The organism is Bradyrhizobium quebecense, assembly GCF_013373795.3.
Lineage (GTDB): Bacteria > Pseudomonadota > Alphaproteobacteria > Rhizobiales > Xanthobacteraceae > Bradyrhizobium > Bradyrhizobium quebecense.
On record NZ_CP088022.1, the window covers coordinates 3,328,983 to 3,353,237 of the forward strand.

Annotated in this window: 21 protein-coding genes and 2 pseudogenes; 11 read left to right on the top strand and 12 right to left on the bottom strand. The window is 64.8% G+C overall.

Going from position 1 to position 24,255, the window contains the following annotated elements; all coding sequences use genetic code 11:
* Positions 1-115: 115 nt before the first annotated feature.
* Positions 116-979: a cell envelope integrity EipB family protein gene (locus HU230_RS16110; protein ID WP_176530844.1), complete on the bottom strand. Its 864-nt coding sequence runs from the start codon at positions 977-979 to the stop codon at positions 116-118.
* 262 nt (positions 980-1,241) lie between these two features.
* On the opposite strand from HU230_RS16110, the gene HU230_RS16115 reads away from it, so the two are divergent.
* The 4 genes from HU230_RS16115 to HU230_RS16130 all read left to right on the top strand — a co-directional run bounded on the left by HU230_RS16115 (position 1,242) and on the right by HU230_RS16130 (position 4,373).
* Positions 1,242-1,709, top strand: coding sequence for a RidA family protein (locus HU230_RS16115; protein WP_176530843.1), 468 nt, complete (start codon positions 1,242-1,244; stop codon positions 1,707-1,709).
* 3 nt (positions 1,710-1,712) lie between these two features.
* The gene (locus HU230_RS16120) at positions 1,713-2,465 is read left to right on the top strand and encodes a glycerophosphodiester phosphodiesterase (RefSeq protein WP_176530842.1); all 753 of its coding nucleotides are present in this window, start codon (positions 1,713-1,715) and stop codon (positions 2,463-2,465) included.
* Between the two features lie 178 nt (positions 2,466-2,643).
* A complete protein-coding gene (locus HU230_RS16125; protein WP_176530840.1) occupies positions 2,644-3,894 on the top strand; it encodes a GNAT family N-acetyltransferase in 1,251 nt (416 codons plus the stop codon).
* 53 nt (positions 3,895-3,947) lie between these two features.
* Entirely contained in the window at positions 3,948-4,373 is a 426-nt protein-coding gene (locus HU230_RS16130) for an HIT domain-containing protein (protein WP_176530839.1), read from the top strand.
* A gap of 108 nt (positions 4,374-4,481) precedes the next feature.
* On the opposite strand, the gene tsaA is transcribed toward HU230_RS16130, so the two are convergent.
* The 5 genes from tsaA to HU230_RS16155 all read right to left on the bottom strand — a co-directional run bounded on the left by tsaA (position 4,482) and on the right by HU230_RS16155 (position 8,428).
* Complete coding sequence (gene tsaA / locus HU230_RS16135; protein WP_176530837.1) at positions 4,482-4,973, bottom strand: tRNA (N6-threonylcarbamoyladenosine(37)-N6)-methyltransferase TrmO; 492 nt, start codon at positions 4,971-4,973, stop codon at positions 4,482-4,484.
* Between the two features lie 3 nt (positions 4,974-4,976).
* On the bottom strand, positions 4,977-5,957 hold the full coding sequence (locus HU230_RS16140; protein WP_224943311.1) for a Bug family tripartite tricarboxylate transporter substrate binding protein: 981 nt from the start codon (positions 5,955-5,957) through the stop codon (positions 4,977-4,979).
* A 61-nt stretch (positions 5,958-6,018) separates the two neighbouring features.
* A complete protein-coding gene (locus HU230_RS16145; RefSeq protein ID WP_176530835.1) occupies positions 6,019-6,363 on the bottom strand; it encodes an AzlD domain-containing protein in 345 nt (114 codons plus the stop codon).
* The gene (locus HU230_RS16150) at positions 6,360-7,112 is read right to left on the bottom strand and encodes an AzlC family ABC transporter permease (RefSeq protein ID WP_176530833.1); all 753 of its coding nucleotides are present in this window, start codon (positions 7,110-7,112) and stop codon (positions 6,360-6,362) included. Before HU230_RS16150 ends, HU230_RS16145 begins: the two co-directional genes overlap by 4 nt.
* A gap of 206 nt (positions 7,113-7,318) precedes the next feature.
* On the bottom strand, positions 7,319-8,428 hold the full coding sequence (locus HU230_RS16155) for a lytic transglycosylase domain-containing protein (RefSeq protein ID WP_176530831.1): 1,110 nt from the start codon (positions 8,426-8,428) through the stop codon (positions 7,319-7,321).
* Between the two features lie 91 nt (positions 8,429-8,519).
* Between HU230_RS16155 and HU230_RS16160 the strand changes: the two are divergent.
* Positions 8,520-9,448, top strand: a pseudogene (locus tag HU230_RS16160) (glycine/sarcosine/betaine reductase selenoprotein B family protein).
* Between the two features lie 157 nt (positions 9,449-9,605).
* Here HU230_RS16160 and HU230_RS16165 read toward each other — a convergent pair.
* Positions 9,606-10,610 carry a bile acid:sodium symporter family protein gene (locus HU230_RS16165; protein WP_176530827.1) on the bottom strand — a complete coding sequence of 335 codons (1,005 nt, stop codon included), beginning with the start codon at positions 10,608-10,610 and terminating at the stop codon, positions 9,606-9,608.
* Between the two features lie 104 nt (positions 10,611-10,714).
* Between HU230_RS16165 and HU230_RS16170 the strand changes: the two genes are divergently transcribed.
* Positions 10,715-11,566, top strand: a complete 852-nt coding sequence (locus HU230_RS16170) for a LysR family transcriptional regulator (protein ID WP_176530825.1) — start codon at positions 10,715-10,717, stop codon at positions 11,564-11,566.
* A gap of 328 nt (positions 11,567-11,894) precedes the next feature.
* On the opposite strand, the gene HU230_RS16175 is transcribed toward HU230_RS16170, so the two are convergent.
* Positions 11,895-12,947, bottom strand: a complete 1,053-nt coding sequence (locus tag HU230_RS16175) for a phenylacetaldoxime dehydratase family protein (protein ID WP_176530823.1) — start codon at positions 12,945-12,947, stop codon at positions 11,895-11,897.
* A 35-nt stretch (positions 12,948-12,982) separates the two neighbouring features.
* Positions 12,983-13,993: a carbon-nitrogen hydrolase family protein gene (locus HU230_RS16180; RefSeq protein ID WP_176530821.1), complete on the bottom strand. Its 1,011-nt coding sequence runs from the start codon at positions 13,991-13,993 to the stop codon at positions 12,983-12,985.
* A 208-nt stretch (positions 13,994-14,201) separates the two neighbouring features.
* Between HU230_RS16180 and HU230_RS16185 the strand changes: the two genes are divergently transcribed.
* The 3 genes from HU230_RS16185 to HU230_RS16195 all read left to right on the top strand — a co-directional run bounded on the left by HU230_RS16185 (position 14,202) and on the right by HU230_RS16195 (position 17,215).
* Positions 14,202-15,158 (top strand): AraC-like ligand-binding domain-containing protein, encoded by a 957-nt coding sequence (locus HU230_RS16185; RefSeq protein ID WP_176530819.1) that lies wholly within the window; start codon positions 14,202-14,204, stop codon positions 15,156-15,158.
* 151 nt (positions 15,159-15,309) lie between these two features.
* Entirely contained in the window at positions 15,310-15,663 is a 354-nt protein-coding gene (locus tag HU230_RS16190) for a PilZ domain-containing protein (protein ID WP_176530817.1), read from the top strand.
* A 130-nt stretch (positions 15,664-15,793) separates the two neighbouring features.
* Positions 15,794-17,215 (top strand): MFS transporter, encoded by a 1,422-nt coding sequence (locus HU230_RS16195; RefSeq protein WP_176530816.1) that lies wholly within the window; start codon positions 15,794-15,796, stop codon positions 17,213-17,215.
* Between the two features lie 84 nt (positions 17,216-17,299).
* Here the strand turns inward: HU230_RS16195 and clpA are convergent, their stop codons facing one another.
* A complete protein-coding gene (gene clpA, locus HU230_RS16200; protein WP_176530815.1) occupies positions 17,300-19,705 on the bottom strand; it encodes an ATP-dependent Clp protease ATP-binding subunit ClpA in 2,406 nt (801 codons plus the stop codon).
* Between the two features lie 259 nt (positions 19,706-19,964).
* Positions 19,965-20,297: an ATP-dependent Clp protease adapter ClpS gene (gene clpS / locus HU230_RS16205; protein ID WP_106318898.1), complete on the bottom strand. Its 333-nt coding sequence runs from the start codon at positions 20,295-20,297 to the stop codon at positions 19,965-19,967.
* Positions 20,298-20,758: 461 nt separating this feature from the next.
* On the opposite strand from clpS, the pseudogene HU230_RS16210 reads away from it, so the two are divergent.
* Positions 20,759-21,473: pseudogene (locus HU230_RS16210) on the top strand (IS5 family transposase).
* 172 nt (positions 21,474-21,645) lie between these two features.
* Positions 21,646-23,628 (top strand): TadE/TadG family type IV pilus assembly protein, encoded by a 1,983-nt coding sequence (locus HU230_RS16215; RefSeq protein WP_176530814.1) that lies wholly within the window; start codon positions 21,646-21,648, stop codon positions 23,626-23,628.
* 72 nt (positions 23,629-23,700) lie between these two features.
* On the opposite strand, the gene HU230_RS16220 is transcribed toward HU230_RS16215, so the two are convergent.
* Positions 23,701-24,036, bottom strand: coding sequence for a phasin family protein (locus HU230_RS16220; protein ID WP_021078275.1), 336 nt, complete (start codon positions 24,034-24,036; stop codon positions 23,701-23,703).
* Positions 24,037-24,255: the final 219 nt, after the last annotated feature.

Genomic DNA, 24,255 nt, shown 5'->3' on the forward strand with positions numbered 1-24,255 from the left:
GCGTACTCGTGTCGGCCGGTTCCGGCCAGTGCGGTCTTGCAGAGGGCTCAGGCTTGCTCCGCTGTCGCCCCGGCTTTCGCCGGGACGACGCCGAGTGGGCGGCGATAGCCAACCCTCACTTGCAGGGCTTGGAATCCCTGACGTCGAACTTGTCCAGCGCGCCCGAGATCACGAAGTCGTTGTAATCCAGTACCAGCGCGCGGGAGACGCCGTTCTCGTAGAGCTCGAACGACATCGCATAGACCGGCGTCTGCTCGCCATCCTTGGCCCGCGCGTCGCTGTCGTAATAGCTAACCGTCACCGGCCAGCGCGTCATAGTTTTCATCGCGTCGCTCGCGGTCGACGGATCGGGCGATGACGGCGCACGGTCGCCCGCGATCGGCCGGCCGATCACGGTCAGCGTGTTGTAGACCTTCTCGCCATTGTCGGAGCCGTCATAGACGGTCTGTTCGAGCACCGATTTGCCGTCGCGGGCGGCGGCGATGATGTGCTGGATCTGCTCGGTCGGGAACACGATCTTGCCGTCGAGATTGAACGTCTTCTTCACCGGCTGGGTCAGCTTCACGGTGATATGATCGCCCACGCGCTCGGCGATACCGTCGACCGGCGACGATTCACTGTCGTTCATCCGCGTATCGATCTTGAAGCGGTAGCTCTTGCCCGACGCATCCTCCCAGGACGAGGAGCGCAGATCGGACAGCGTCACCTTACCCTCGCCGCTGTCGAGTTCGGACACCTGGCGGAATTCGGAGGTGTAGCCTTCGCAGGAGCTGCCGGAGAAATTGTACAGGATGCGCCCGCGCGCATCGCTGACCGAATTGGAGCCGCGCGATTTCACGAGGCTCAGATCGTACAGCGCCTGATGCGCCAGAAAAGGCCCGCCGGCCGCAGCGGCCGCCCCATGCACCAGACCGGTTCCTGCGGCAACGGCGATCGTGAGCACCAGGGCACGCGACGGATTCCGAAACGGCAAGGTCATGGTTCTTCCTCGATGAGGCAGGGATTCGCCACAATAGTGACGGTGGTATTGCGCCGCAACTGGGGCAAGTCTGACAAAATAGCAATGTAAGGCGCGAGTTTGCCGTCCTTTTTGGCAGTTTTCCGTGCGATTCCGCACGTCACGGCCGCGCTGCCCTCACCTTACCGTCGCTTGCAACCCGCGGCACGATGCGCGAAACAATCGAAACAAACTTGGCCCTGACCGCGTTTCAGGCTTCGTGCAAATCCAATTGGGGAAAAAAATGGCGGGTACCGTCGAACAGAAACTGGCGTCACAGGGCATCACACTTCCGGAGCCGACCTCCCCGGTCGCGAACTATGTCCCCTTCGTCCGCAGCGGGAACCTGTTGTTCGTCTCGGGCCAGGTCTGTTTCAACGCCGAAGGCAAGCTGATCGCCAAGGGCAAGCTCGGCGCCGGCGTCACGATCGAGCAAGGCACCGAGGCGGCGCGCGGCTGCGCGATCAACCTCTTGGCCCAGGTCAAGGCGGCGCTCGGCGATCTCGACAAGGTCGTGCGGGTGGTGCGGCTCGGCGGCTTCATCAACTCGGCGCCGGACTTCTTCGACGGACCGAAGGTGCTGAACGGCGCCTCCGACCTGATGGTCGCAGCCTTCGGCGACAAGGGCCGCCATGCCCGCACCACCGTCGGCGTCGCCTCGCTGCCCGCGGACGCCGCGGTCGAGGTCGAAGGCGTGTTCGAAGTCGCCTGATCGATGCGCGCTCCTGATTGGCTGACCAAACGGCCGGTCGCCCATCGCGGCCTGCACGATGCCGCACGCGGCGTCATCGAGAACATGCCGGCCGCGGCCAGTGCCGCGGTCGCCGGCAATTTCGCGATCGAGTGCGATATCCAGCTCACCGCCGACGGCGAGGCGATGGTGCATCACGACGATGCGCTCGGCCGCCTCACCGAGGGTTCGGGCTTGCTGTCGACCAAGACCGCGGCCGAGCTGAAGGCGGTGAAATTCAAGAACACCTCCGAGCAGATGATGACGCTCGGCGACCTCTCCACGCTGGTCGCCGGCCGCGTCCCGCTGGTGGTCGAGGTGAAGAGCCATTTCGACGGTGACCGCAAGCTCGTTCGGCGGATGGCCGAGGTGCTGTCGTGCTATTCCGGCCCTGTTGTCGGCATGTCGTTCGATCCCGACCAGGTGCTGGCATTGCGCGAGACCATGCCGAACCTGCCGCGCGGCATCACCGCCCAGCGCACCTATGACGATAGTTCCTGGACCAAGCTGACGCCGGCCCAGCGCGACGGCATGCTGTACCTGCGCCACGGCTTCAAGACCGAGCCGCATTTCGTTGCCTTCTGGGTCAACCAGCTGCCGGCGCCGGCGCCCTGGATCGCCCGCAATGTGTTCGGCTGCCCGCTGCTGGCCTGGACCGTGCGGACGGCGGAACAGCGCGAGCGCGCGGCCCGCTACGCCGACCAGATGATCTTCGAGGGGTTTGTGCCGGGAACCTGACATGTCCCGGACAGGCCCTTTGCAGTCTTGAACTCGTCGCTGCGACGCACGATCTTGGCAAGGGTTGGTCAAAGCGTTGGTCGTCATCGGCGATGGCGGAATGCGGAGCATGATCCGGAAGTGGAGCCAGCTGTTCCGGAAAGATCATGCTCAAAAGAGGCACCGGTCTTCACTCTCGATGGCGTCGTCTGAAATCACCCTAGAGGCTGTAGCTGACATCGGCGGCATTCCGGCCGCGGAATGGGATGCCTGCGCCAATCCGAAGGCCGACGCGGACAGCATCCACAACCTCGACACGCTGGCCTCGCACGCTGCCGCAGGCGATTGCCAGACGACTGCAGCTTCGAGCTATAACCCTTTCGTTTCCCATGCCTTTTTCGCCGCAGCCGAGGCCTCCAATTCGGCCTGCCCGCGGACCGGCTGGGGCCCCCGGCATCTGATCGCGAAGCTTGATGGCCGGATCGTCGGCGTCGTGCCCTGCTATCTGAAATCGCACTCGCAGGGCGAATACGTGTTCGACCGCGGCTGGGCCGAGGCCTATCACCGCGCCGGCGGCAGCTATTATCCGAAGCTGCAGGTCTCCGTCCCCTTCACGCCCGCGACCGGGCCGAGGCTTCTGATCCGCGATGGTGTCGACCGCGAGACGATCGGCTCGGCGCTGGCGCGGGGCCTGCGGGCGCTCTGCAACGCCACCGAAGCCTCCTCCGTGCACGTCACCTTTGCCCGCGAGGATGAGGCAAAATTCCTCGGCGCACACGGTTTCCTGCAACGGACCGACCAGCAGTTCCACTGGCACAATGAGGGCTACAAGACCTTCGACGATTTCCTGGGATCGCTGAACTCCCGTCACCGCAAGGGCATCAAGCGCGAACGCCGCGAGGCTGTTACCGCCGGGATCACCATCCACTGGCTGACCGGCTCCGACATCACCGAGGACGCCTGGGACGCGTTCTTCGAGTTCTACATGGAGACCGGTTCGCGCAAATGGGGCCGGCCGTATCTGACCCGGGAGTTCTTCTCGCTGATCGGCGAGAGCATGAGCCGGGACGTGCTGCTGGTCATGGCCAAGCGCAACGGCCGCTGGATCGCCGGCGCGATCAACTTCATCGGGTCGGACACGCTGTTCGGCCGCAACTGGGGCGCGATCGAGCACCACCCGTTCCTGCATTTCGAGGTCTGCTACTACCAGGCGATCGATTTCGCGGTTCAGCGCGGGCTCAAGGTGGTCGAGGCCGGCGCGCAGGGCGAGCACAAGCTGGCGCGCGGCTACCTGCCGCAGACCACCTATTCGGCGCATTTCATCGCCGATCCCGGATTGCGCCGGGCGATCGCCGATTACCTCAAGCGCGAGCGCGACTATGTCGCCGAGGTCGGCCGCGAGCTGACCGAGGCCGGTCCGTTCCGCAAGACCGTCGACGACGACGCTTGACGTTTGGACCGCGACTAAGACATTAGCGTTCTCAAATCCGAGGAGCCGCCGCCATGCCCGCCGCCTATGACAACAATAACCCCTTCGCGAAGATCCTGCGCGGCGAGTTTCCCTCCTACAAGGTCTACGAGAACGAGCACGTGCTCGCCTTCCTCGACATCATGCCGCGCTCGCCCGGGCATACGCTTGTCATCCCGAAGGCCCCTGCCCGCAACATCCTCGACATCACACCGGACGATTACGCCCACGTCGCGCGTGCCGCCCACAAGCTCGCCGCCGCCGCGATGAAGGCGTTCGAGGCCGACGGCATCACCGTGCAGCAATTCAACGAGCCCGCCGGCGGTCAGGTCGTGTTCCATCTCCACATGCACGTGATGCCGCGCAAGGACGGCGTGGCGCTGTTGCCGCCCGCCAGCCACAAGGAAGACGGCAAGGTGCTGGAGGCGAATGCGGCGAAGCTGATCGCCGCGTTGAAGTAGCGGCTCTTCTTCGTCATTGCGAGCGAAGCGAAGCAATCCATCGTTCGGCATATGCGGAGCGATGGATTGCTTCGTCGCTCCGCTCCCCGCAATGACGGCGGTGAGACTTCACTCCGTTTCGAAATCCCCGGCCTGCGGCGGGGCCAGCGGGGTGAACTCGCAGCGGTCGGGCTTGACGTCGATCAGCGGCGTCTCGTCCAGGCAGTCGAGGCCGCGCACCCAGATGACATTGTCCTCGACGCCGACCAGCTTCACGATCGATGTTCCGATCGGGTTCGGGCGCACCGGCGAGCGCAGCGAGAAGGTGCCACGGGTGTTGCCGTTGTTCTTCGGACTTTGCAGCACGATGTCGCGGCGCGACTGGTGCAGCCAGTACAGCACTTCGAGGTTCGAGTAGAAATCGACGCCCTTGATCGCGGCGACCCAGGGCTCGAAGATCTCGAGCCGGCACACCGGGCCGTCATGCCGCCCCTGCCGCGGCGTCGCCAGCCGCGAGGTCCAGGGGGTGCGGATGCGACCGATGAAGACGAGCCCGGCGTCGCGCGCCGTCGGCATGTCGACGGCGACCTCGCCCTGGCGCAATTCCATTTCACGTACCATGTGTCAGTCCAACGATATGTTCAGCGCCTTGACCACGCCCGCCCACCGCGCGCGATCGGTGTCCACGAATTTGTCGATCTCGGCCTGGCTCTTTACGCGCAGCGGCGGAAAGCCGATCCTGACCAGCGAAGCGCGAAACGCTTCGTCGTTCAAGGCCCGGTCGAGGCTCGCCTTGATCTTGTCGGCGATCTCGTCAGGCACTTTCGACGGCGCCGCAATACCATACCAGACGCTGACCGCATAATCGGGGTAGCCGCTCTCGGCAATCGTCGGCAGATCGGGCAAGTCGGGGATGCGCTCGGTCGAGGTGACGGCGAGCGCGCGTAGCATGCCTGACTTGACCGGCGGCAGCGCGGTGCCGAGCGTGTCGAACATCAGCTGGATGTTGCCTGACAAGAGGTCGGTCAGCGCGGGTCCGGCGCCCTTGTAGGGCACGTGGGTCATCTCGACGCCGGCGATCTGCTTGAACATCTCGCCGGCGAGATGAACGGTGCCGCCGGTGCCGGCCGATCCGAAATTGAGTTTGCCGGGATTCCTCTTGGCGTAGGCGACGAACTCCGCGATCGTCTTGGCCGGGACGGACGGATGCACCTCCATAATCATCGGCGCATCCGTGATCACGGACAGCAGGCGGAAATCCCTGGCCGGATCGTAGGGTAGCTTCTTGTAGAGCAGCGGATTGAGCACGAAGATCGAGGCGGCCGTCACGAACAGCGTGTAGCCGTCGGGATCGGAACGCGCCACCGCTTCGGCGCCGATCGCGCCCTGCGCGCCGGCCTTGTTCTCGACCACGACCACCTGCTTGAGATCGCGCCCGAGATATTCGCCGACGATGCGGCCGAGCACGTCGGTCGGGCCGCCCGCGGCGTAGGGCACCACGAGCTTGATCGGACGTGACGGATAGTCCGCGGCACGCGCAGGCAGCGCTGCTGCCAGCAAGGCAGCCAGAGCCACGATGAAGACCGATGATGCGCGCCGCCGCATGGCGTTCCCCCGTTATTGTTTTCTTGGAGAGCGAGAGTAACGGATAATGCGGTCGCCGCAATCAGCCGAGCCAGTATTTGCCTGACAGCATGACGATTTCGCCCACGATCACGCCGGCGAAGATCGATTTCCTCGCCAGCATGAACGCCACGAAGCCTGCGGCAACGGCGCCGTAACGCAGCCAGTCCGGCACGCTGGCGAGCGCGCCCGGCGGCTGCACGACGATCTGCGCGATGATACCGGCGAGGATCGCGGTGGCGACCGCCCTCACCCAGACCAGAAGCTCGGAGTTCTCGTCGATGCCGCCGCCGAACCACAGGCCGAGCATGCGCCAGATCTGGTTGGGGATGACGCCTGCCACGAACAGGATCGCGAGCGCGTGCCAGTCGCCGATGAAGCTGCTCATGCGCCCGCCCTCACGATGCCCGCCCTCGCGCGGTGCACGCCATAGGCGATGGTTCCCGCAACGACGCCGCTGACCAGGATGTCGACGCCGCTGTTCAGCATCGCCGCCAGCGGAAACAGCAATAGCCCAAGCACCAGCGCGATGACGTCGGCGAGCTCGCGGCAATTGCGCGCGGTGGAGAACAGAAACGCCAGCGGCGTCAGCATCAGCATGCTGGCGGCCAATAGCGGCGTGAGGTTAGCCGCGAGGGTGTAGCCGATGGTATTGGCGATCAGGCAGACCGACACCAGCCCGCACCCGAGCCCGTGGATGAAGGCGATCCGCCGGTTGCGCGGCACCTGCGGCAGGAAGCGGAAGCACTCGACCCACAGCGTCACGGCTGTCAGATGCGCCACCATGATCAGATGCCGGCGCTTGGTGTCGTCGGTGCGCATCATCGGCAACACCGACACCACCATCGGAAACAGCCTGATCGCGCTGACGGTGACCGCGATGGCCGATTGCAGCACGGTGGCGCCGGAGCCGAGCGTCGTGATCACGATAATCTGTGCAGGCCCCGCCCAGACGAACGCCGTGCTCGCCAACGTCCAGCCCAGCGAGAAGCCGGAATCATGCGCCAGCGCACCGATGCCGAGATAGGTCGCAAACAGCACGAGCGTGAGCACCGTCGCGCCGATCGACCGCGCGCCCCACAGGAAGGCGCGGAACGAGGTCTGCCATTGCGGAGAATCGAGCGGAGGAAGCGCCACGGGAAGCCGGATGGTTTTGCAATGGCGGCGGCTTAGGGCGTGGTGCTCAATGGGTCAAGCAAGCGGCTGCACAGCACTGCCATGCGACGGTGGCAGTCCCAGTCGTCATTGCGAGCGAAGCGAAGCAATCCATTCCTCTGCATATGCGGACGGATGGATTGCTTCGTCGCTGCGCTCCTCGCAATGACGCGGAGAGGTCCGTGCCCTCACGCCCGGTTCTTCAGCACGAAGCACGCCCCGCCCGCCTTGCGGATGCGGTTGCACAGGCCGTCGGCCTCGGGGCGCGTGTCGGCGCCGATACGCACCTGGTAGAACATCGCGCTGCCGCGGCTGCGCAGCCGCGAACCGAGCAAGCTCGGATCCTGATCGCCGATCACGCTCGACAGCCGCTTGATGGCACGGGCATACATCGCAAGCGCCTTGTCGCGGCTGAAGCCGGCGGCGAGCTGCACGCCCCAGACCTTGGCCGCCGACAGCGTGATGTGCTGCTCGAGCCCGGCCACGAACGGATTGGGCGCGCGCTTCAACAGCGCCATGAGCTCGCGGCAACTCGCAGTCGGCCTGCGCTCCGGCATCTTGCCGTTGCGGCCGGCGGCGGCCCAGTCGTCGACGCTGGAGCCGGTGATCGCGGAGACGTAGTTGCGCGTCTCCTGCGGCATGTAGCCGGAGCCGGCGAGCCAGTCCTGGATCCGGCGTGGGCCGGCATTGTAGGCGGCGGCCGCGAGGCCGAGATTACCGAACTGGTTGCGCAGCTCGCTCAGGAATTCGGCCGACTTCGGCAGCGCCTGCACCGGATCGAGCGGATCGAGCAGCCCGCGCTCGTTGGCGGTGCCCGGCATGAACTGCGCGATGCCCTGCGCGCGCTGGCCGCTCCGCGTCACGGGACCAACCGCGTCGGCCTGGAAACGGCTCTCCTGCCAGATCACGCGCGCGAAGAATTCGAGCGGCAAATCGTTCGCCCGCGCCGCCGACTCGATCATCAGGCACATCGCCTCGCGGGTGTCGCTCTCGCGCGCGTCGTCCGCGGGCTTGTCGGTTGCGGCCGCGGGCTTCTCGGCAGGTGGCGCGGGCGTGTCTGGCTGAGGTGCGGGAGGTTTCCCGGCCGATGGAGCGGCCTGCTCTCCCGGCGGCGGCGCAGGCTGCTCCGCCGGCGCGGCCGCGGGTTTCTCGGCGGCCTTGTCCGCAGGCTGCGTTCCGGGCTGCTCGAGGCTTGGCGGCGTCGGCGGAGGTGCGGCAGGCGCGTCGTCCGCGCCGGCGCCGGCCGGCGACCCCAGCAACACAACTGTGACCCATGCGGCGCAAAGACCTGTTCGCATCGCAAATCTGTTCCCGCGCGGCGCGGCTTGACACCGCAGGCTCGTGGTCTAGCTATGGACTGAAATGATGGCGCGCAAAAGGGAGCGCAAAATGGCCGCAGCCTCCGATGATCAAACAGGCTTTGCCCCGACGACGACGCCCCGATTGGCTACATGAAGCGGACCCGCGATTATTACGCGGCGATCGGCTACACCACCCCCTACCGCTGGGCGCACTACACATCCGCCCCGTTCCAGCCACTGAAGAAGCCGCTGAACCAGTCCCGCGTCGCCATCATCACGACGGCGGCGCCGTTCGATCCCGCCAGGGGCGACCAGGGTCCCGGTGCGAAATACAATGGCGGGGCAAAATTCTATTCGGTCTATGACGGCGACACGTCAGCGCAGCACGATCTGCGGATTTCGCACATCGCCTATGACCGCACCCACACCACGGCGACCGACAGCGGCACCTGGTTCCCGCTGGCGCAACTCAAGCGGCTCGCCGCGGCCGGCAAGATCGGCGAGGTCGCGCCGCGCTTCTTCGGCGCCCCGACCAACCGCAGCCATCGCGTCACCATTGAGACCGATGCGCCCGAAATCCTCTCGCGCTGCCGTGACGACAAGGTCGACGCCGCGGTGCTGGTGCCGAACTGCCCGGTCTGCCACCAGACCGTCAGCCTCGTCGCACGGCATCTCGAAGCCAATGGCATCCCGACCGTCGTGATGGGCTGCGCCAAGGATATCGTCGAGCACGCCGCGGTGCCGCGCTTCCTGTTTTCGGATTTCCCGCTCGGCAACTCCGCCGGCAAGCCGCATGGCGAGGCCTCGCAGGCGTTCACGCTGGAACTGGCGCTGCGTGTGCTTGAGCAAGCTCCCGGTCCGCAGACCACCGTGCAATCGCCGCTGCGCTGGAGCGAGGACGCGTCCTGGAAGCGCGATTACAGCAATGCCGAAGCGCTGAGCGCGGAGGAGTTGGCGCGCCTGCGCCGCGAGTTCGACGCGCAGAAGGAAATCGCGAAGGGCCTGCGCGTGGCGTGAGGCTTTGCGTGAAGACCCTTCGCTCACCTCACTAACAGCGTCATCGCCCGGCTCGACCGGGCGATCCAGTATTCCAGAGACACCAGTCGTTCACGGAGAAGCCGCGGCGTACTGGGTCCCCCGGTCAAGTCGGGGGACGACAGCGAGGGCGAAATGCCTACGCGTGCACCGGGGCGGCATCATGTGACGTCCCTTCCTCGCCGCCCGCATACCGGCGCGCCAGTGCGGCGCAGGTCATCAGCTGGATCTGGTGAAACAGCATCAGCGGCAGCACGATCAGGCCGACTGACTGCCCGGCGAGCAGCACGCTCGCCATCGGCAGCCCGCTCGCCAGGCTCTTCTTCGAGCCGCAGAACATGATGGCGATGCGGTCGGCGCGCGAGAAGCCGAGCAGCTTGCTGCCGAAACTGGTGACCAGCAGCACGACCACAAGCAGCAGCGCATCGAGGCCGAGCACGATGGCCATCTGCGTCGCGTTGACCTGATGCCAGATGCCGTGGCTGACGCCGTCGCTGAACGCGGTGTAGACGATCAGGAGGATCGAACCGCGGTCGACCAGGCCGAGCATCGTATGATGCCTGGCAACCCAGCGGCCGATCAGCGGCCGCGACAACTGCCCCGCCACGAACGGCAGCAGCAGCTGCACGACGATGTCGAGCGCGGCATTGCCGGAGAACCCGCCATGGCTCGACAGAAGGAAGCCCGCCAAGAGCGGCGTCGCGACGATGCCGAGCAGGTTGGAGGCGGTCGCCGAGCACAGCGCCGCCGACACATTGCCGTGCGCGATCGAGGTGAAGGCCACCGACGACTGCACGGTCGATGGCAGGATGCAGATCAGGATCACACCCGCCCATAGCGCAGGCGTCAGCAGATGCGGCGCCAGCGCATGGGCCGCGAGCCCGAGCAGCGGGAACAGCGCAAACGTCGACAGGAAGATCACGAGATGCAGCCGCCAGTGCCGGGCGCCGACCAGCGCCTCCGTCGTCGATAGCCGGGCGCCGTGCAGGAAGAACAGCAGCGCGATCGCCGCATCGGTGGCATAGCCACCGATCACGGTGCCCTGCCCGTGCAGCGGCAGCAAGGTGGCGAGGCCGACCATGCCGACGATGGCGGCGATGTAGGGGTCGACAGGCACGAATGAACGCAGGCGGCTGATGGTCATGGTGGCTTCCTTTCCTTGACCGGAAAATGGCGCTCCCCATGTCGATTGTGAACTGCGCTTACCGGTGTTATTGTCATGACGTTACGTAATGACTGATCGCCGCCATGCTCGACCCGGCCCAGCTCGAAACCTTCCTCACGGTGGTGCAGACGCAGAACTTCACCGAGGCCGGCCGCCGCCTCGGCCTGAAGCAGTCGACCGTGAGCCAGCACATCCGCAAGCTCGAGGCCGCAGCCGGGCGCCGGCTGTTCGTGCGCGACACCCATTCGGTGGTGCTCACCGCCGACGGTGAGGCGATGACGGGCTTTGCGCGCCCGATCCTGGAGGCCAATGCCCGTGCCCGCGATTACTTCGCGGGGTCGCAGGTGCGCGGAAAAGTCCGGTTCGGCGCCGCGGAGGATTTTGCCAGCTCGCGCCTGCCCGATCTGCTGCGCGACTTCGTCCGCCGCCATCCGCAGGTCGATCTCGAGCTGACGATCGGCCTCAGCGCCGTGCTGTACCAGCAGCTCGACGCCGGCGAGCTCGACCTCGTGCTGGGCAAGCGGCGGCCCGGCGACGCGCTGGGGCAACCGGTGTGGCAGGACCGCCTGGTGTGGACCGCCGCGCCGGGCATGCGGCTCGATCCCGACGAGCCGCTGCCCCTGATCCTCTACGCGCCGCCGAGCGTCAGCCGCAGCGTGGTGCTGGAGGCGATGGAACGGTTCGGACGGCCCTGGCGCATCGTCTGCTCCAGCGGCAGCTTGAGCGGCCTGCGCGCCGCGGCGCTCGCAGGTCTCGGCATCACCCCGCAGGCGCAGGGCCTGATCCCGGATGGACTCGAAGCGATGCCGGCGTCGGGCCTGCCGCCGCTCGGCAGCGTCGAGTTCGTGGTCCGCACCGCCCGCCGGACCAAGCGCGGCCCGGCGGTCGAACTGGCGCAGGCGATCACGGAACGCGGCGGCCGGCTGCGGCCTTAGAAGTACAGCGATGTTTGGCTGGAATGGTCTGACGCCGCGCTCGTTGCACCTCTCCCGCTTGCGGACAGGGCAATCGCATCACGATTTCTGAATAATAGAAGAATGCCACTGATTTGCCCGACGAGTCAAGTTGCCGTGTCGGCCGGCAGCCGCCGGCTCCTTTGCATGGGGTTGTTTTCGATATTTTGGCAGTGCGCCCCCTGCGATGGCGGGCTATCGCATCCGGCTATGAAGATGTCGACACGTCAGTGCCATATGCGATAGCCCTGCCCGCAAGCGGGAGAAGGAATGCTTCGATGCGGCCCCCGCTCGGACCAGGCGCCCCGCGTCAGGCGGACCGCGCCGCCGCGAGTTGCACCGCGTTCAGCATGCCGGTCCGTTCGTGGCAGCCGAGATATTCGAAGAACTGCTCGTCGGCCGCGGCAACCGTGACCTCGTGATACAGCCTGAGTTTCGCAGCGGGTCCCAAGGTCGACAGATACTTCATCGCCGCGCCGAAGATCCGGACATGGGTCGGATGCGACTCCGCCCAGCGCTCCAGCGCCGCGAGAGACTTCCACCAGCTCTGGCCGTAGGACTTTTCCGTCAGCCTTCCATCCGCATTGACGACGCGCATGTAGCGGTTGGCGTAGCAGCCGATCGGCACGCCGTCGTCGCGCAGAAAGTCCATGCCCTCGCGCAGCACCGGTTCGACATCGTCGAGATACATCTTGCGCTCCGACGCCTCGGTGTCGCTCCAGTCCTGGCCGGAGCGGATCAGGCAGAGATTGTCATGGGCGACCACGCGGATGCGCGCCCCGTCGCGGATCACGCGCGGCTCGCCGCCGGGCGTCATCGCGTCGGTCTGCGACAGCGGGATGCGGTCGCGCATGCCGCCCCAGTAGGCGTGCTCCTGCACTTCCCCGCTCATGCCGTCGGCGAGAACAGCGACGCCCTCCGGACGGCCGAGCGACGAGAACAGCGTCTCGTAGCGCGCAACGTGCGGCCGCAGCACTTCGATGAAGCGGCCAATACCATCGGTGGCGCCATTGCCGGTCCAGGCCTCGCGCGCGCCGGCGAACCAGGCATCGAAGCGCCCGGCATCGTCCCAATAGGCGACCGAGACGACGTTGGTGTAGCCGGCCTGGTCGACATATTGCGCACGATCCCAATGCGTCGGGCCGTTCTCTCCGGCAAAGCGTGTTGCGATCGATGCGAGCGCCTCGGCCACTGCTGCGGTCGGCTCGCCGCGAACCTGCACGCCGAAATAGGCCATGATGACGCTTGCGACCGCGGGCTTGTGGCGCGCGACGAACGAGGGATAAGGCGACGCGTAATCGTCGGGCACGCGACGATGACGGGAGCGCACTGTTTGCAGATGAGAGGGAATCGCGGATTCCATGGCAGTCGCCTCCGGTTAAATGTTGCCTGATGCGTTCAGCTCGCGGCCGCGTCGACCTCCTCAAGACTGTCGAGCGGCAGCGCGAAATGCTCGACGCGCTTCGATGGCTTCTTGTTCAGCAGCAGACGCGTGACGTCGGGCCGCGAGTAATGCCCGGCCGGGTCGGCGGCGTTCTTGGCGATCCCGATCGCGCCGAGATCGATATCGGCGAGCAGCAGCCCTTCCTGGTCGGGCGGCAGTTTCTCGGCGATCGAGCTGCCGTCCGGCCCATAGATCGCGGCGTGTCCGCCGCCGACATGCAGCAGCGCGTGCTTGTCGTCGCGGTCGCACATCTCATCGATCATCGCCTGCGAGACCGTGGCGCAGGGCGCCAGCACGAAGCACGAGCCTTCAACGGCGTAGACCCGCGAGGCCGCGTTGTTGACCTCCCAGCCGAGCGCCGGCGCGAACGGATCGTACAGCGAGAAGCTCGGCCAGGCCGCGACATGCACCTGCTCGTTCTGGGCGTACATCGCGTATTTCGAGAGCGGCTGCAGATGCTCCCAGCAGCACAGCGCGCCGAGCCGGCCGATGCCGGGGCGGTCATGCACCGCAAGGTCGCTGCCATCGCCCTCGCCGTAGACGGTGCGCTCGGCGTGGGTCGGCCGCAGCTTGCGCCGCTTGGCGATGGTCTCGCCGTCGGGCCCGATCAGCCATTGCGCCAGATAGAGGCTGCCGCCGTCGCGCTCGGACAGGCCGAGCACCGCGGTCATGCCGGCCTTCTTCACGGCCAGCCGCAGCTTCTCGGCCTGCGGACTGTCATAGCTCAGCGAGTTGTCGAAATAGCGCTGCACAAAACCGCGCCCGATCGCCCAGGCCGGCGAGTCCAGCCAGATATACCAGGGATAGCCGGGGATGAAGGCCTCGGGGAACGCGATCAGTTTTGCACCCTTGGCGGCGGCCTCCTCGATCAAGGCAATGCTCTTGGCGATGGAGCCGTCGAGGTCGAGCCAGGCAGGGGCCGCCTGCACCACCGCAACGCGATATTTCGGATGTTCGATGCCCATGATGTCCTCCTCGTGGCCAGCCGCTCTGGCCGGTTCGTACTTGATCGGGCCCAGCGGCCTCTGACATCATGCTGCCCCGGGACCGGGAGCGTCGTTCGACCAGGACGGAAGGAAAATTCGACTGCGGAGGAGATTCCCCAAGCCGTCCCCGGTACGAAGCTTGCTTTGTTTGCGTGGCCAGCGTTTGCACTCGTGAAGGGAGGAAATCATGCCGGCCCTGTTCACCACGGAAGGCGCGCCCACGCATCGGCGCCTCGCGCTCTGGCGGGACATCGTCTGCGATGTGTTCGTGCAACTCGACTGCAAGTCCGATCTCGGCACCGCCTTCCACGGCGCCATCACCAGCGCGCAACTCGGCGCGGTGAAATGCTCCGTCGTCTCATCGGGCCGGCAGCGCGTGCTGCGCACACCGTCGCGGATTGCGCGCACCAGCGAGGACTTCGTCCTGATCGCGCTCGGCCAGCGCGGCTGCGGCGCCGTGCTGCAGGACGGCCGCGAGACCGTGATCCAGCCGGGCGAGTTTGCGTTCTACGACACCACCCGGCCCTATGAATTGCGCTTCAACGACGACTTCACGCAGACCATCTTCCAGGTACCGCGTGCGATGCTGCACCGGCGCTTTGCCGGCACCCAGGGCCTGACGGCGACCACGTTCACATCGGATCGCCCGGTGCAGCGGCTCGCCTGGCAGTTCATCAGCGGGCTCTCCGAGATCGCAGACAAGCTCGATCCTGATAATGCGATCCGCCTCGCCGATCAGGCCGCCGACCTGCTCGCGATGGCGATCAGCGAGCGGCTCGGCGGCGCGGCGCTACAGGCCTCGACGCATCGCTCCGCCCTGCTCTACCGGCTGAAGGCGCATGTGCTCGCGCATCTGCCGAATCCGGACCTCAGCCTCAGCGAAACCGCCGCGGCGCTCGGCATCTCGCCGCGTTACGTCAACAGCCTGCTGGCCGACGAGGACACCTCGTTCCAGCGCTTCGTGCTGGCGCAGCGGCTGGAGCGCTGCAAGCGCGACCTCGCCTCGCCTGCCCACGCGCATCGCCATATCGGCGAGATTGCGTTCGCCTGGGGCTTTAACGATCTCTCGCATTTCGGCCGCGTGTTCCGCGACCATTACGGCCTGTCGCCGCGCGATTGGCGGCACAGCCGGGTGCCGAACTAGTTTCTCGGGTGGTTTGCGGCGCAAAATAGCCGGGAATCCTGACCTTCACAGATGCAAACAATTTACACTAACTCCAACGGGTTCCGTTCGTAGCCTTCTTTTCGCGGGTCCGGACCGGTACAGTCCTGCCGTTGATTTAGGAGGATTTCCCATGCAGGACCGGCGCCAGAGCCCACGTGACAAGGTGTTTTACGGTGCGGTTGCGGAGATCAATGAGCACGGCTCGACGATGGATTGCGTGGTCCGCAACATCAGCGAAGGCGGCGCCTGCGTCGAATTTGGTGATGCCACGCGACTGCCCGAAGAGATGAATCTGAACGTCGCGCGCAAGGGCCGCTCGTTCCTTGCGCGCATGATCTGGCGCCAGGCCAACAAGGTCGGCCTCGCGTTCCGGATCATGACGTCGGATACCCCTGTGAGCGATCTTGACGAGCGGGTCCGCCGCAGCGAGATCAAGAAACGGCAGTTGCAGCGGCGGATCAAGGAACTGCTCGGCCAAGGCTGAGCATCCTTCCGCAGCTCCCCGGCCGCGTTTGGATCGCGGCCGGTATCTGTCGTTTCGGGGGTTGCAAAGGCCAGGTTAATCCAGCATCCGGTAAGCTCGCCAATGCTGGAACCAAAGGCCATTTCACGACATGTCGTCCGCGATCATTGAGCATCCCGACGGGCTGCCGCAACCGCAGCGCAATTGGGCCATTCTCACGATCGCGCTCGGCCTCGTGATGGCCGTCGTCGACGGCTCGATCGCCAACGTGGCGCTGCCGACCATCGCGAGGGATCTTGACGCCAGCCCCGCGTTCTCGATCTGGATCGTCAACGGCTATCAGCTGGCAATCACGATCTCGCTGCTGCCGCTGGCCTCGCTCGGCGAGATCATCGGCTATCGCCGCGTCTATCTGGCGGGGCTGCTGCTGTTCACGCTGGCGTCGCTGTTCTGCGCGCTGGCGCATACGCTGCCGCTGCTGACTATCGCCCGCATCCTGCAGGGGTTCGGCGCCGCCGGAATCCTCAGCGTCAATACTGCGCTGGTCCGCTTCATCTATCCGCATTCGCAGCTCGGCCGCGGCATCGGCGTCAACGCGCTGGTCGTTGCGATCTCGGCTGCGGTCGGCCCGACCATCGCCTCGTTCATCCTGGCGGTCGGGACCTGGCCGTATCTGTTCGCCATCAACGTCCCGCTCGGCGTCGTCACGCTGGCGCTCGGCTGGCGCTTCCTGCCGCACACCAGGCCCGCGGTGCACGCCTTCGACTGGCAGAGCGCCGCGATGAGCGCCATCGCGTTCGGATTCGGCATCAGCGCGATCGACAGCGCCGGCCATGGCGAGGCGCTGTATCTCTGCGCGCTGGAATTCGCGATTGCCGCGGTCGCTTCCCATCTGCTGTACCGGCGGCAACAGCATCTGCCCTCGCCGCTGCTACCGGTCGACCTCTTGCGGATTCCGATCTTCGCGCTGTCGATCGGCACGTCGATCGCCTCGTTCTGCGGCCAGATGCTGGCCTTCGTCGCGATGCCGTTCTATCTCGAGAACCACTTCGGATATTCGGCGGTGCAGATCGGCCTGCTGATCACGCCGTGGCCGATCGCGGTCGCATTCGCCGCGCCGATCGCGGGCTGGCTGGTCGAGCGTTACCCGGCCGGCCTGCTCGGCGGCATCGGCCTGCTGCTGTTCGCGTTGGGATTGGGCACGTTGGCGTTCATGCCAGCCCATGCGACGCCGATCGACGTGATCTGGCGGATGGCGCTCGCCGGCGCAGGCTTCGGCCTGTTCCAGACCCCGAACAACCGCACCATGATCGCCGCCGCCCCGCGCGAGCGCTCCGGCGGCGCCAGCGGCATGCTCGGCACCGCGCGCCTGCTCGGACAGACCATCGGTGCCGCCTTGGTGGCGATGCTGCTGGCGCGCTATCCGGCCGACGGCACCAGGATCTCGCTGATGGTCGGCGTCGGCTTTGCCGTCGTCGGCGCCGTGCTGAGCACGCTGCGGCTGTCCTCGGCCGGCAGCCGCGGCGCCGACCAGGTGCGGGTCCATGAGGGCCAGCGCCTGAAGGGCGAGTGACGCTGCGCGGCAGAGCCCCTCAGTCGTCCAACAAAAAGGCCGGCTGTTTTCAGCCGGCCTTTCATTTGGTTGTTCGCTCGCGCCTCAGGCCTTGACCATCGGCCCCTTTGAGGCCGGCCCCTTGGTGCCGCCACCGCCGCCACCCGGACCGCCCTTCGGCGGCTTGCGCTTGCGCGGCGGCAGGTTCTCGGGCTTCGGGGTGACCGGGCCCTCGACATATTCGAACCCGATCTTGTCCTTGGCGGTCGCCTCGTCCTTGACCAGGACGACGCGGACGTGTCCGCCGCCCTTGAGCTGGCCGAACAGCACCTCATCCGCGAGCGGCTTCTTGATGTGCTCCTGGATGATCCGCGCCATCGGACGCGCGCCCATCTGCTCGTCATAGCCGTGCTCGATCAGCCAGGCCTTGGCGGGCTCGGACAGCTCGATCGTGACGTCGCGGTCGGCGAGTTGCGCCTCGAGCTGCAGCACGAACTTCTCGACCACCATGCCGATCACGTCGGCATTGAGGTGCGCGAAGGAGACGATCGCATCCAGCCGGTTGCGGAACTCGGGCGCGAACTGGCGGTTGATCGCCTCGTGGTCGTCACCTTCCCGCTTCGAGCGGGTGAAGCCGAAGGCCTGCCGCGCGAGGTCGGCCGCGCCCGCGTTCGTGGTCATGATCAAGATCACGTTGCGGAAGTTGACCTGCTTGCCATTGTGGTCGGTGAGCCGGCCATGATCCATGATCTGCAACAGCACATTGTACAGATCCGGATGCGCCTTCTCGATTTCGTCGAGCAGCACCACGCAATGCGGATGCTGGTCCACGCCATCGGTGAGCAGGCCACCCTGGTCGAAGCCAACATAGCCGGGAGGCGCGCCGATCAGGCGCGACACGGTGTGCCGCTCCATGTATTCGGACATGTCAAAGCGGATCAGCTCGACGCCGAGCGAGGCCGCCAGCTGCTTTGCGACCTCGGTCTTGCCGACGCCGGTGGGTCCCGAGAACAGATACGAGCCGATCGGCTTTTCCGGCTCGCGCAAGCCGGCCCGCGACAGCTTGATCGACGCAGCCAGCGCCTCGATCGCCTTGTCCTGGCCGAACACCGTGCGCTTCAGGGTCTGCTCGAGATGCTTCAGCACCTCGGCATCGTCCTTCGACACGCTCTTGGGCGGAATCCGCGCCATGGTCGCGATCGTGGTCTCGATCTCCTTGATGCCGATCGTCTTCTTGCGCTTGCTCTCGGCGACCAGCATCTGCGCCGCGCCGGACTCGTCGATCACGTCGATCGCCTTGTCGGGCAGCTTGCGGTCGTGGATGTAGCGCGACGACAGCTGCACAGCCGCCTCGATCGCCTCATTGGTGTATTTCAGCCGATGGTAATCCTCGAAATAGGGCTTCAGGCCCTTGAGGATCGCGATCGCGTCTTCCACCGTCGGCTCGTTGACGTCGATCTTCTGGAAGCGCCGCACCAGCGCGCGGTCCTTCTCGAAGTGCTGACGATATTCCTTGTAGGTGGTCGAGCCCATGCAGCGGATCGTGCCCGAAGCCAGCGCAGGCTTCAGCAGATTGGACGCATCCATCGCGCCGCCGGAAGTGGCGCCGGCGCCGATCACGGTGTGGATCTCGTCGATGAACAGGATTGCGTTCGGATGCGCCTCCAGCTCCTTCAGGACCTGCTTGAGCCGCTCCTCGAAATCGCCGCGGTAACGGGTGCCCGCGAGCAGCGTGCCCATGTCGAGCGAGAACACGGTCGCGGCCGCCAGCACCTCCGGCACATCGCTATCGACGATGCGCTTGGCGAGGCCTTCGGCGATTGCGGTCTTGCCGACGCCGGCTTCGCCGACGAACAGCGGGTTGTTCTTCTGGCGGCGGCACAAGACCTGGATCGCACGGTTGATCTCGGCATTGCGGCCGATCACCGGATCGATCTTGCCGTCGCGCGCCTTCTTGTTGAGGTTGACGCAATAGGTATCGAGCGCCTCGCCCTTCTTCTTGGCGTCCTCGTTGCCCTTGGTCTCGGTTTCCTCGTCGACGCCGCGCACCGGCCGCGCCTCGGACACGCCGGGCCGCTTGGCGATGCCGTGGCTGATGTAGTTGACGGCGTCGTAGCGCGTCATGTCCTGCTCCTGCAGGAAATACGCGGCATGGCTCTCGCGCTCGGCGAAGATCGCGATCAGGACGTTGGCGCCGGTCACTTCCTCGCGACCGGACGACTGAACGTGAATCACCGCGCGCTGGATCACGCGCTGGAACCCGGCGGTCGGCTTCGCGTCGTCGGCGCCGTCAGTCACCAGGTTTTCGAATTCGGTCTCGAGATAATTGACGAGGCTGGTCCTCAGCTTGTCGAGATCGACGCTGCAGGCCCGCATCACCGCCGCCGCATCCGAGTCATCGATCAGCGACAGCAGAAGGTGTTCGAGCGTCGCGTATTGATGGTGACGCTCGTTCGCGATCGCCAATGCACGATGCAAGGATTGTTCTAGGCTTTGGGAAAAAGTAGGCATTCGCGTCCTCTATGGCCCCCGGCCATCATGATCGCCATTACCGGGTCAGGCAATAACAACCTTCGTGATCGCCATTGATATAGTTACGACGGATCGTGGCGAAAGACCGGTCCCGCGATGATGGTTTTCTTCTAAATTCGGGGCACCGGAACGTTGTCCGGCGGCGCCCCGTGATCATACGGGAACGCCGTTCGCTGCCTTCAAAAACGCGATGCAAGACCCGTTCCGCTTCCCGCGGCAGGTCAATCGCTCCCGCGAACTATTTCTTTTCCATCACACATTGCAGTGGATGCTGATGCTTGCGCGCGAAGTCCATGACTTGCGTCACCTTGGTCTCGGCGATCTCATAGGTAAACACGCCGCACTCACCGATCCCGTGATGGTGAACGTGCAGCATGATCTTGGTCGCCGCCTCGGCGTCCTTGTTGAAAAATCGTTCCAGCACGTGAACCACGAACTCCATCGGCGTGTAGTCGTCGTTCAGGATCAGGACGCGATACAGGTTCGGGCGCTTGGTCTTCGGCTTGACCTTGGTGATGACCGAGGTCGACGGGCCGCTGCCCGCTCCATTGCGGTTGTCGTCATTGCTCATTTTCGGCACCGGCGCGGCGGACACCGCGGGCATGGCCGAAACCGGCTCGGAGATCGGGACTGTCAACGTGTATCGCAGCATGGCTCAGGCGTTCGAATTCCCCAGGGGAAACCGGTTGGCGATTGGAAGGTGGTCGCGATTGCCGCAAGACTGATCGCGGAACCCCCAGCAATGCTTTCCAGATTGCCGCTCCCGGTCCGATCCGGCGGCCGGATCGACCTCCCGAATATGGGCCTCACGACGCCCTGCCGCAAGCGCAGACCCGCCGCAGCCCACCGGTCCGATTCCCGGCACGGCAACCGTCGGAAGGTTAATCATTTCTGGCTGATTTGACAAAGGACTAGGTGGTGTGGACTCTAAGGATTCCCTTTTAGGCGCAAATCAGATTCAAGACTGCTTTTGGGGAGGCAGTCTTGGGTGTGATGGACCGTTTGGTATTGAGCGACGCGGCTTGGGAGCGGATGGCGCCGCTGATCATAGGTCGCCCCGACCAGAAGGGCTCCACTGGGCGCGACAATCGGATGTTCGTGGAAGGTGTACTTTGGATTGTTCGCACGGGCTCTCCCTGGCGTGATCTCCCGGAGGCGTTCGGGGATTGGAACAGCGTGTTCCGGCGCTTCAGTCGGTGGAGCATCAAGGGCGTCTGGTGGCGGATCTTCGAGGCGATGTCCGATGATCCGGACTTCGAATATTTGATCGTCGATTCCACCATCGTCCGGGCGCATCAGCACGCCGCCGGCGCCAAAAAAGGGGGTCTGAAGATCAGGCGATCGGCCGCTCGCGCGGGGGCTGAGCACCAAGATACATATGGCCGTTCGTGGCTTGGGATGTCCCGTACGGTTCGCGCTGACCGCAGGCCAGCAGGGCGATGCACCGCAAGCTGCCGCATTGATCGAGGGACTACCTGCCGAGGTCGTCATGGCCGATACGGCCTATGACGCCGATCATTTGCGCCAAGCCATCGCCGCCAAGGGCGCGCTCGCCGTCATCCCCAACAACCCGTCACGCACACTCAAATACCCGCTGGACAAGCACCTCTATGCCCAGCGTCACCTCGTCGAATGCTGCTTCTCAAAGCTCAAGCAGTTCCGCCGCGTCGCAACCCGCTTCGAAAAGACCGCCCGAAATTATCGCGCCGTCGTCACTCTCGCAGCCATCGTCCTTTGGATGCGGTAAGTGTCCACACGACCTAGGGCGTCCAATTTAGACGGCATTCAGGATAGCCCACGCTTTTGCCCTGCTTTCGACCGTCTGCGGGGGTCGCCCGCCGGGTTTCCCTTGCCCGATTCACCATCTGTTTAGCCGCGCACGTGGAGATGGCCGCGCAATCCATTTTGACGAGAGTGCCATGCTTGGTTCAGCCATTTCCAATCGCGTCCGCGCGGCTCTCCGCCGGTTTTCCGGATCAACCGACGGCAATGTCGCGGTGATCTTCACCTTCTCAATGCTGCCGATCCTCGCCTTCGTGGGAGCAGCGGTCGACTATACACGCGCCAACAATGCTCGCACCGCGATGCAGTCGGCCCTCGATTCCACCGCGCTGATGCTGTCCAAGGATCTGACCATGGGCACCATCACGGCCGCGCAGATCCCGAGCAAGGCACAGACCTATTTCAACAGCCTCTTCACCAACAAGGACGGCCAGGGCATTGCCATCTCGGCCACCTATACGACCCCGACCTCGAGCGCAGCCGCGACCATTCTCCTGAGCGGGTCCGGCTACATCAACACCTATTTCATGAAGTTTGCCGATCTGTCCGGCGGCAATTTCCAGAAAATGAATTTCGGTACCTCGACCACCACCACCTGGGGCAACGTCAAGATGCGCGTCGCCCTCGCCCTCGATAACACGGGATCGATGAGCCAGAACGGCAAGATTACCGCGCTGCGAAATGCGGTGGCCGGAACCGGCGGCCTGATCGACCAGCTCAGCGCGCTCAGCAAGAACAACGGCGACGTCTACATTTCCGTCATCCCGTTCGCCAAGGTCGTCAACCTCGGCTCCAGCAACTATACCCAGAACTGGATCGACTGGACCGACTGGCTCAATCCTCCGACCACACAGCCCGCCAACAGCAACGGTGGTTTCCAGGCGACACTTCCCATCAACTGGCATGCCGTGGGACCTGGCGCGAAGTGCCCGTTCACCAACACCATCGGCAACACCAATGGTGCCGCAAACGGTAGCTTCGTTTGTAAGACGGGTCCCACAGCAAGCGACGGTTCGACCACCTCAACGATTCCGTCGACGACGATCACGATCAACGGTGCAAGCGTCAAAAATCCCATTTGCCCGACTGCCGAGACGTTCACCGCTCCCTACACCTTCGTGAAGTACAATGGCTGCTGGAGCAGCGAACCGACCGGCCTGACGGAGACATTCTGCAGCGGAAGCTCGAATTGCAGTTGCCCAAAGAACTCCTCGGGCTCAAACGTCGCGGGTTGCACTTGCAGCGGCACCGGCAGCAACAAGTCCTGCACCGGATTGACTTATGTTCACAACTGGACACAGCCCGGTCCCAACGACCTGACGGACAATCCCCTTCAACCGAGGGTGTCCGCCATCGTCGGATTCAAGGACAATACCAGCACCACCAACAAGGACCACATCTGGACTCCCAACGCCGTCGGGGTCGCAAATGACTGGCGCCAACCCTCCACCAACCCGATCAGCACGTGGACAGGCTGCATCACCGACCGCACCCAACCCAACGATGCGACCGGCGTGCTGCCGGCGTCGTCCGATGTCACGACGTTGTTTCCCGCCTACGAGTATTTCGAGAACAGCACATCCTACTGCAACAGCAGCGTCTCGACGCCGCTCGAGCCGATCATCCCCCTGAGCTACAATTGGAGCGCGCTCAAGACGGCGGTCAACGCCATGCAACCGACCGGCGGCACCGACCAGTCGGTCGGCCTCGCCTGGGCGTGGCAGTCCCTTCTCGTGGGCGGTCCGCTTAACGCACCGGCGGAGGACTCCAACACCACCTACAACCGGGTCATCATCCTGCTGTCCGACGGCCTGAACACCGAGGACCGCTGGCCCGCTTATGGCGACGGCAGCTCGCAGGCCTCGGGCAATCCGATCGACGCAAGGCAGGCCCTGCAGTGCCAGAATCTGCAGAACGCGAGGGATGCCAACGGTGCGCCGCTGTACACGATCTACACCATCCAGGTGAACACCAGCACGCCCGCCGATCCGACCTCGACCGTCCTGAAGAACTGCGCCAGCAGCCCCGACAAGTTCTACATGCTGACCAGCTCGACCCAGATCCTGACGACGTTCAACACGATCGGAACTGCTCTCAGCAAGCTGCGGCTGGCGAAATAACCGCCCGCTTCAGGCGCAACAAAAAAGCCCGGCCGAAACGGCCGGGCTTTCGTTTGTCTTGGTCAGTAGCGCTTACTGAGCGGGCGCGAACTTGGAGACCAGGCCCTCGTAGGGCTTGAAGGTCTGCTTGGCGCAGTCGCTGTACAGGCCGGCGATCTTCTGCGATTCCGCGACGAAGGTCTCGTAGGACGAGCGCAGGTACTCGGTCTGCGCCTCGAGCGCCTTGTCCAGCGACTTCACGCCCGACAGCTTCTCGACGAACGACTTGGTGTCCTCAAACGACTTCTTGGCGTAGTCGCCATAGGCGGTGGCGATCGCCTGGACGCCGCTCTGCAGGTTGTTCGCAGACGCAGTGACGGACTCGAAATGCTCTTTGCCGTAGTTCTGAATGTCTTCGATCTTGACCATGGATTGGAATTCCTTTTCCCAGACTTGAAGGCGCAAATTCCCATTGCCGGGAAGCTCCCGGCCCCCTGACAGCTATTGGAATATCGCATCGCACAATAAAGTCAATGAATATTGTGCGACGCACAACGACATTTGCTCGAATCCTGAGCATTTGCGATAAACCCCGGGGGACTACGCAACGGTTGCTTAATCTTTTGGAAACTCGGTCCGCCTAACCTG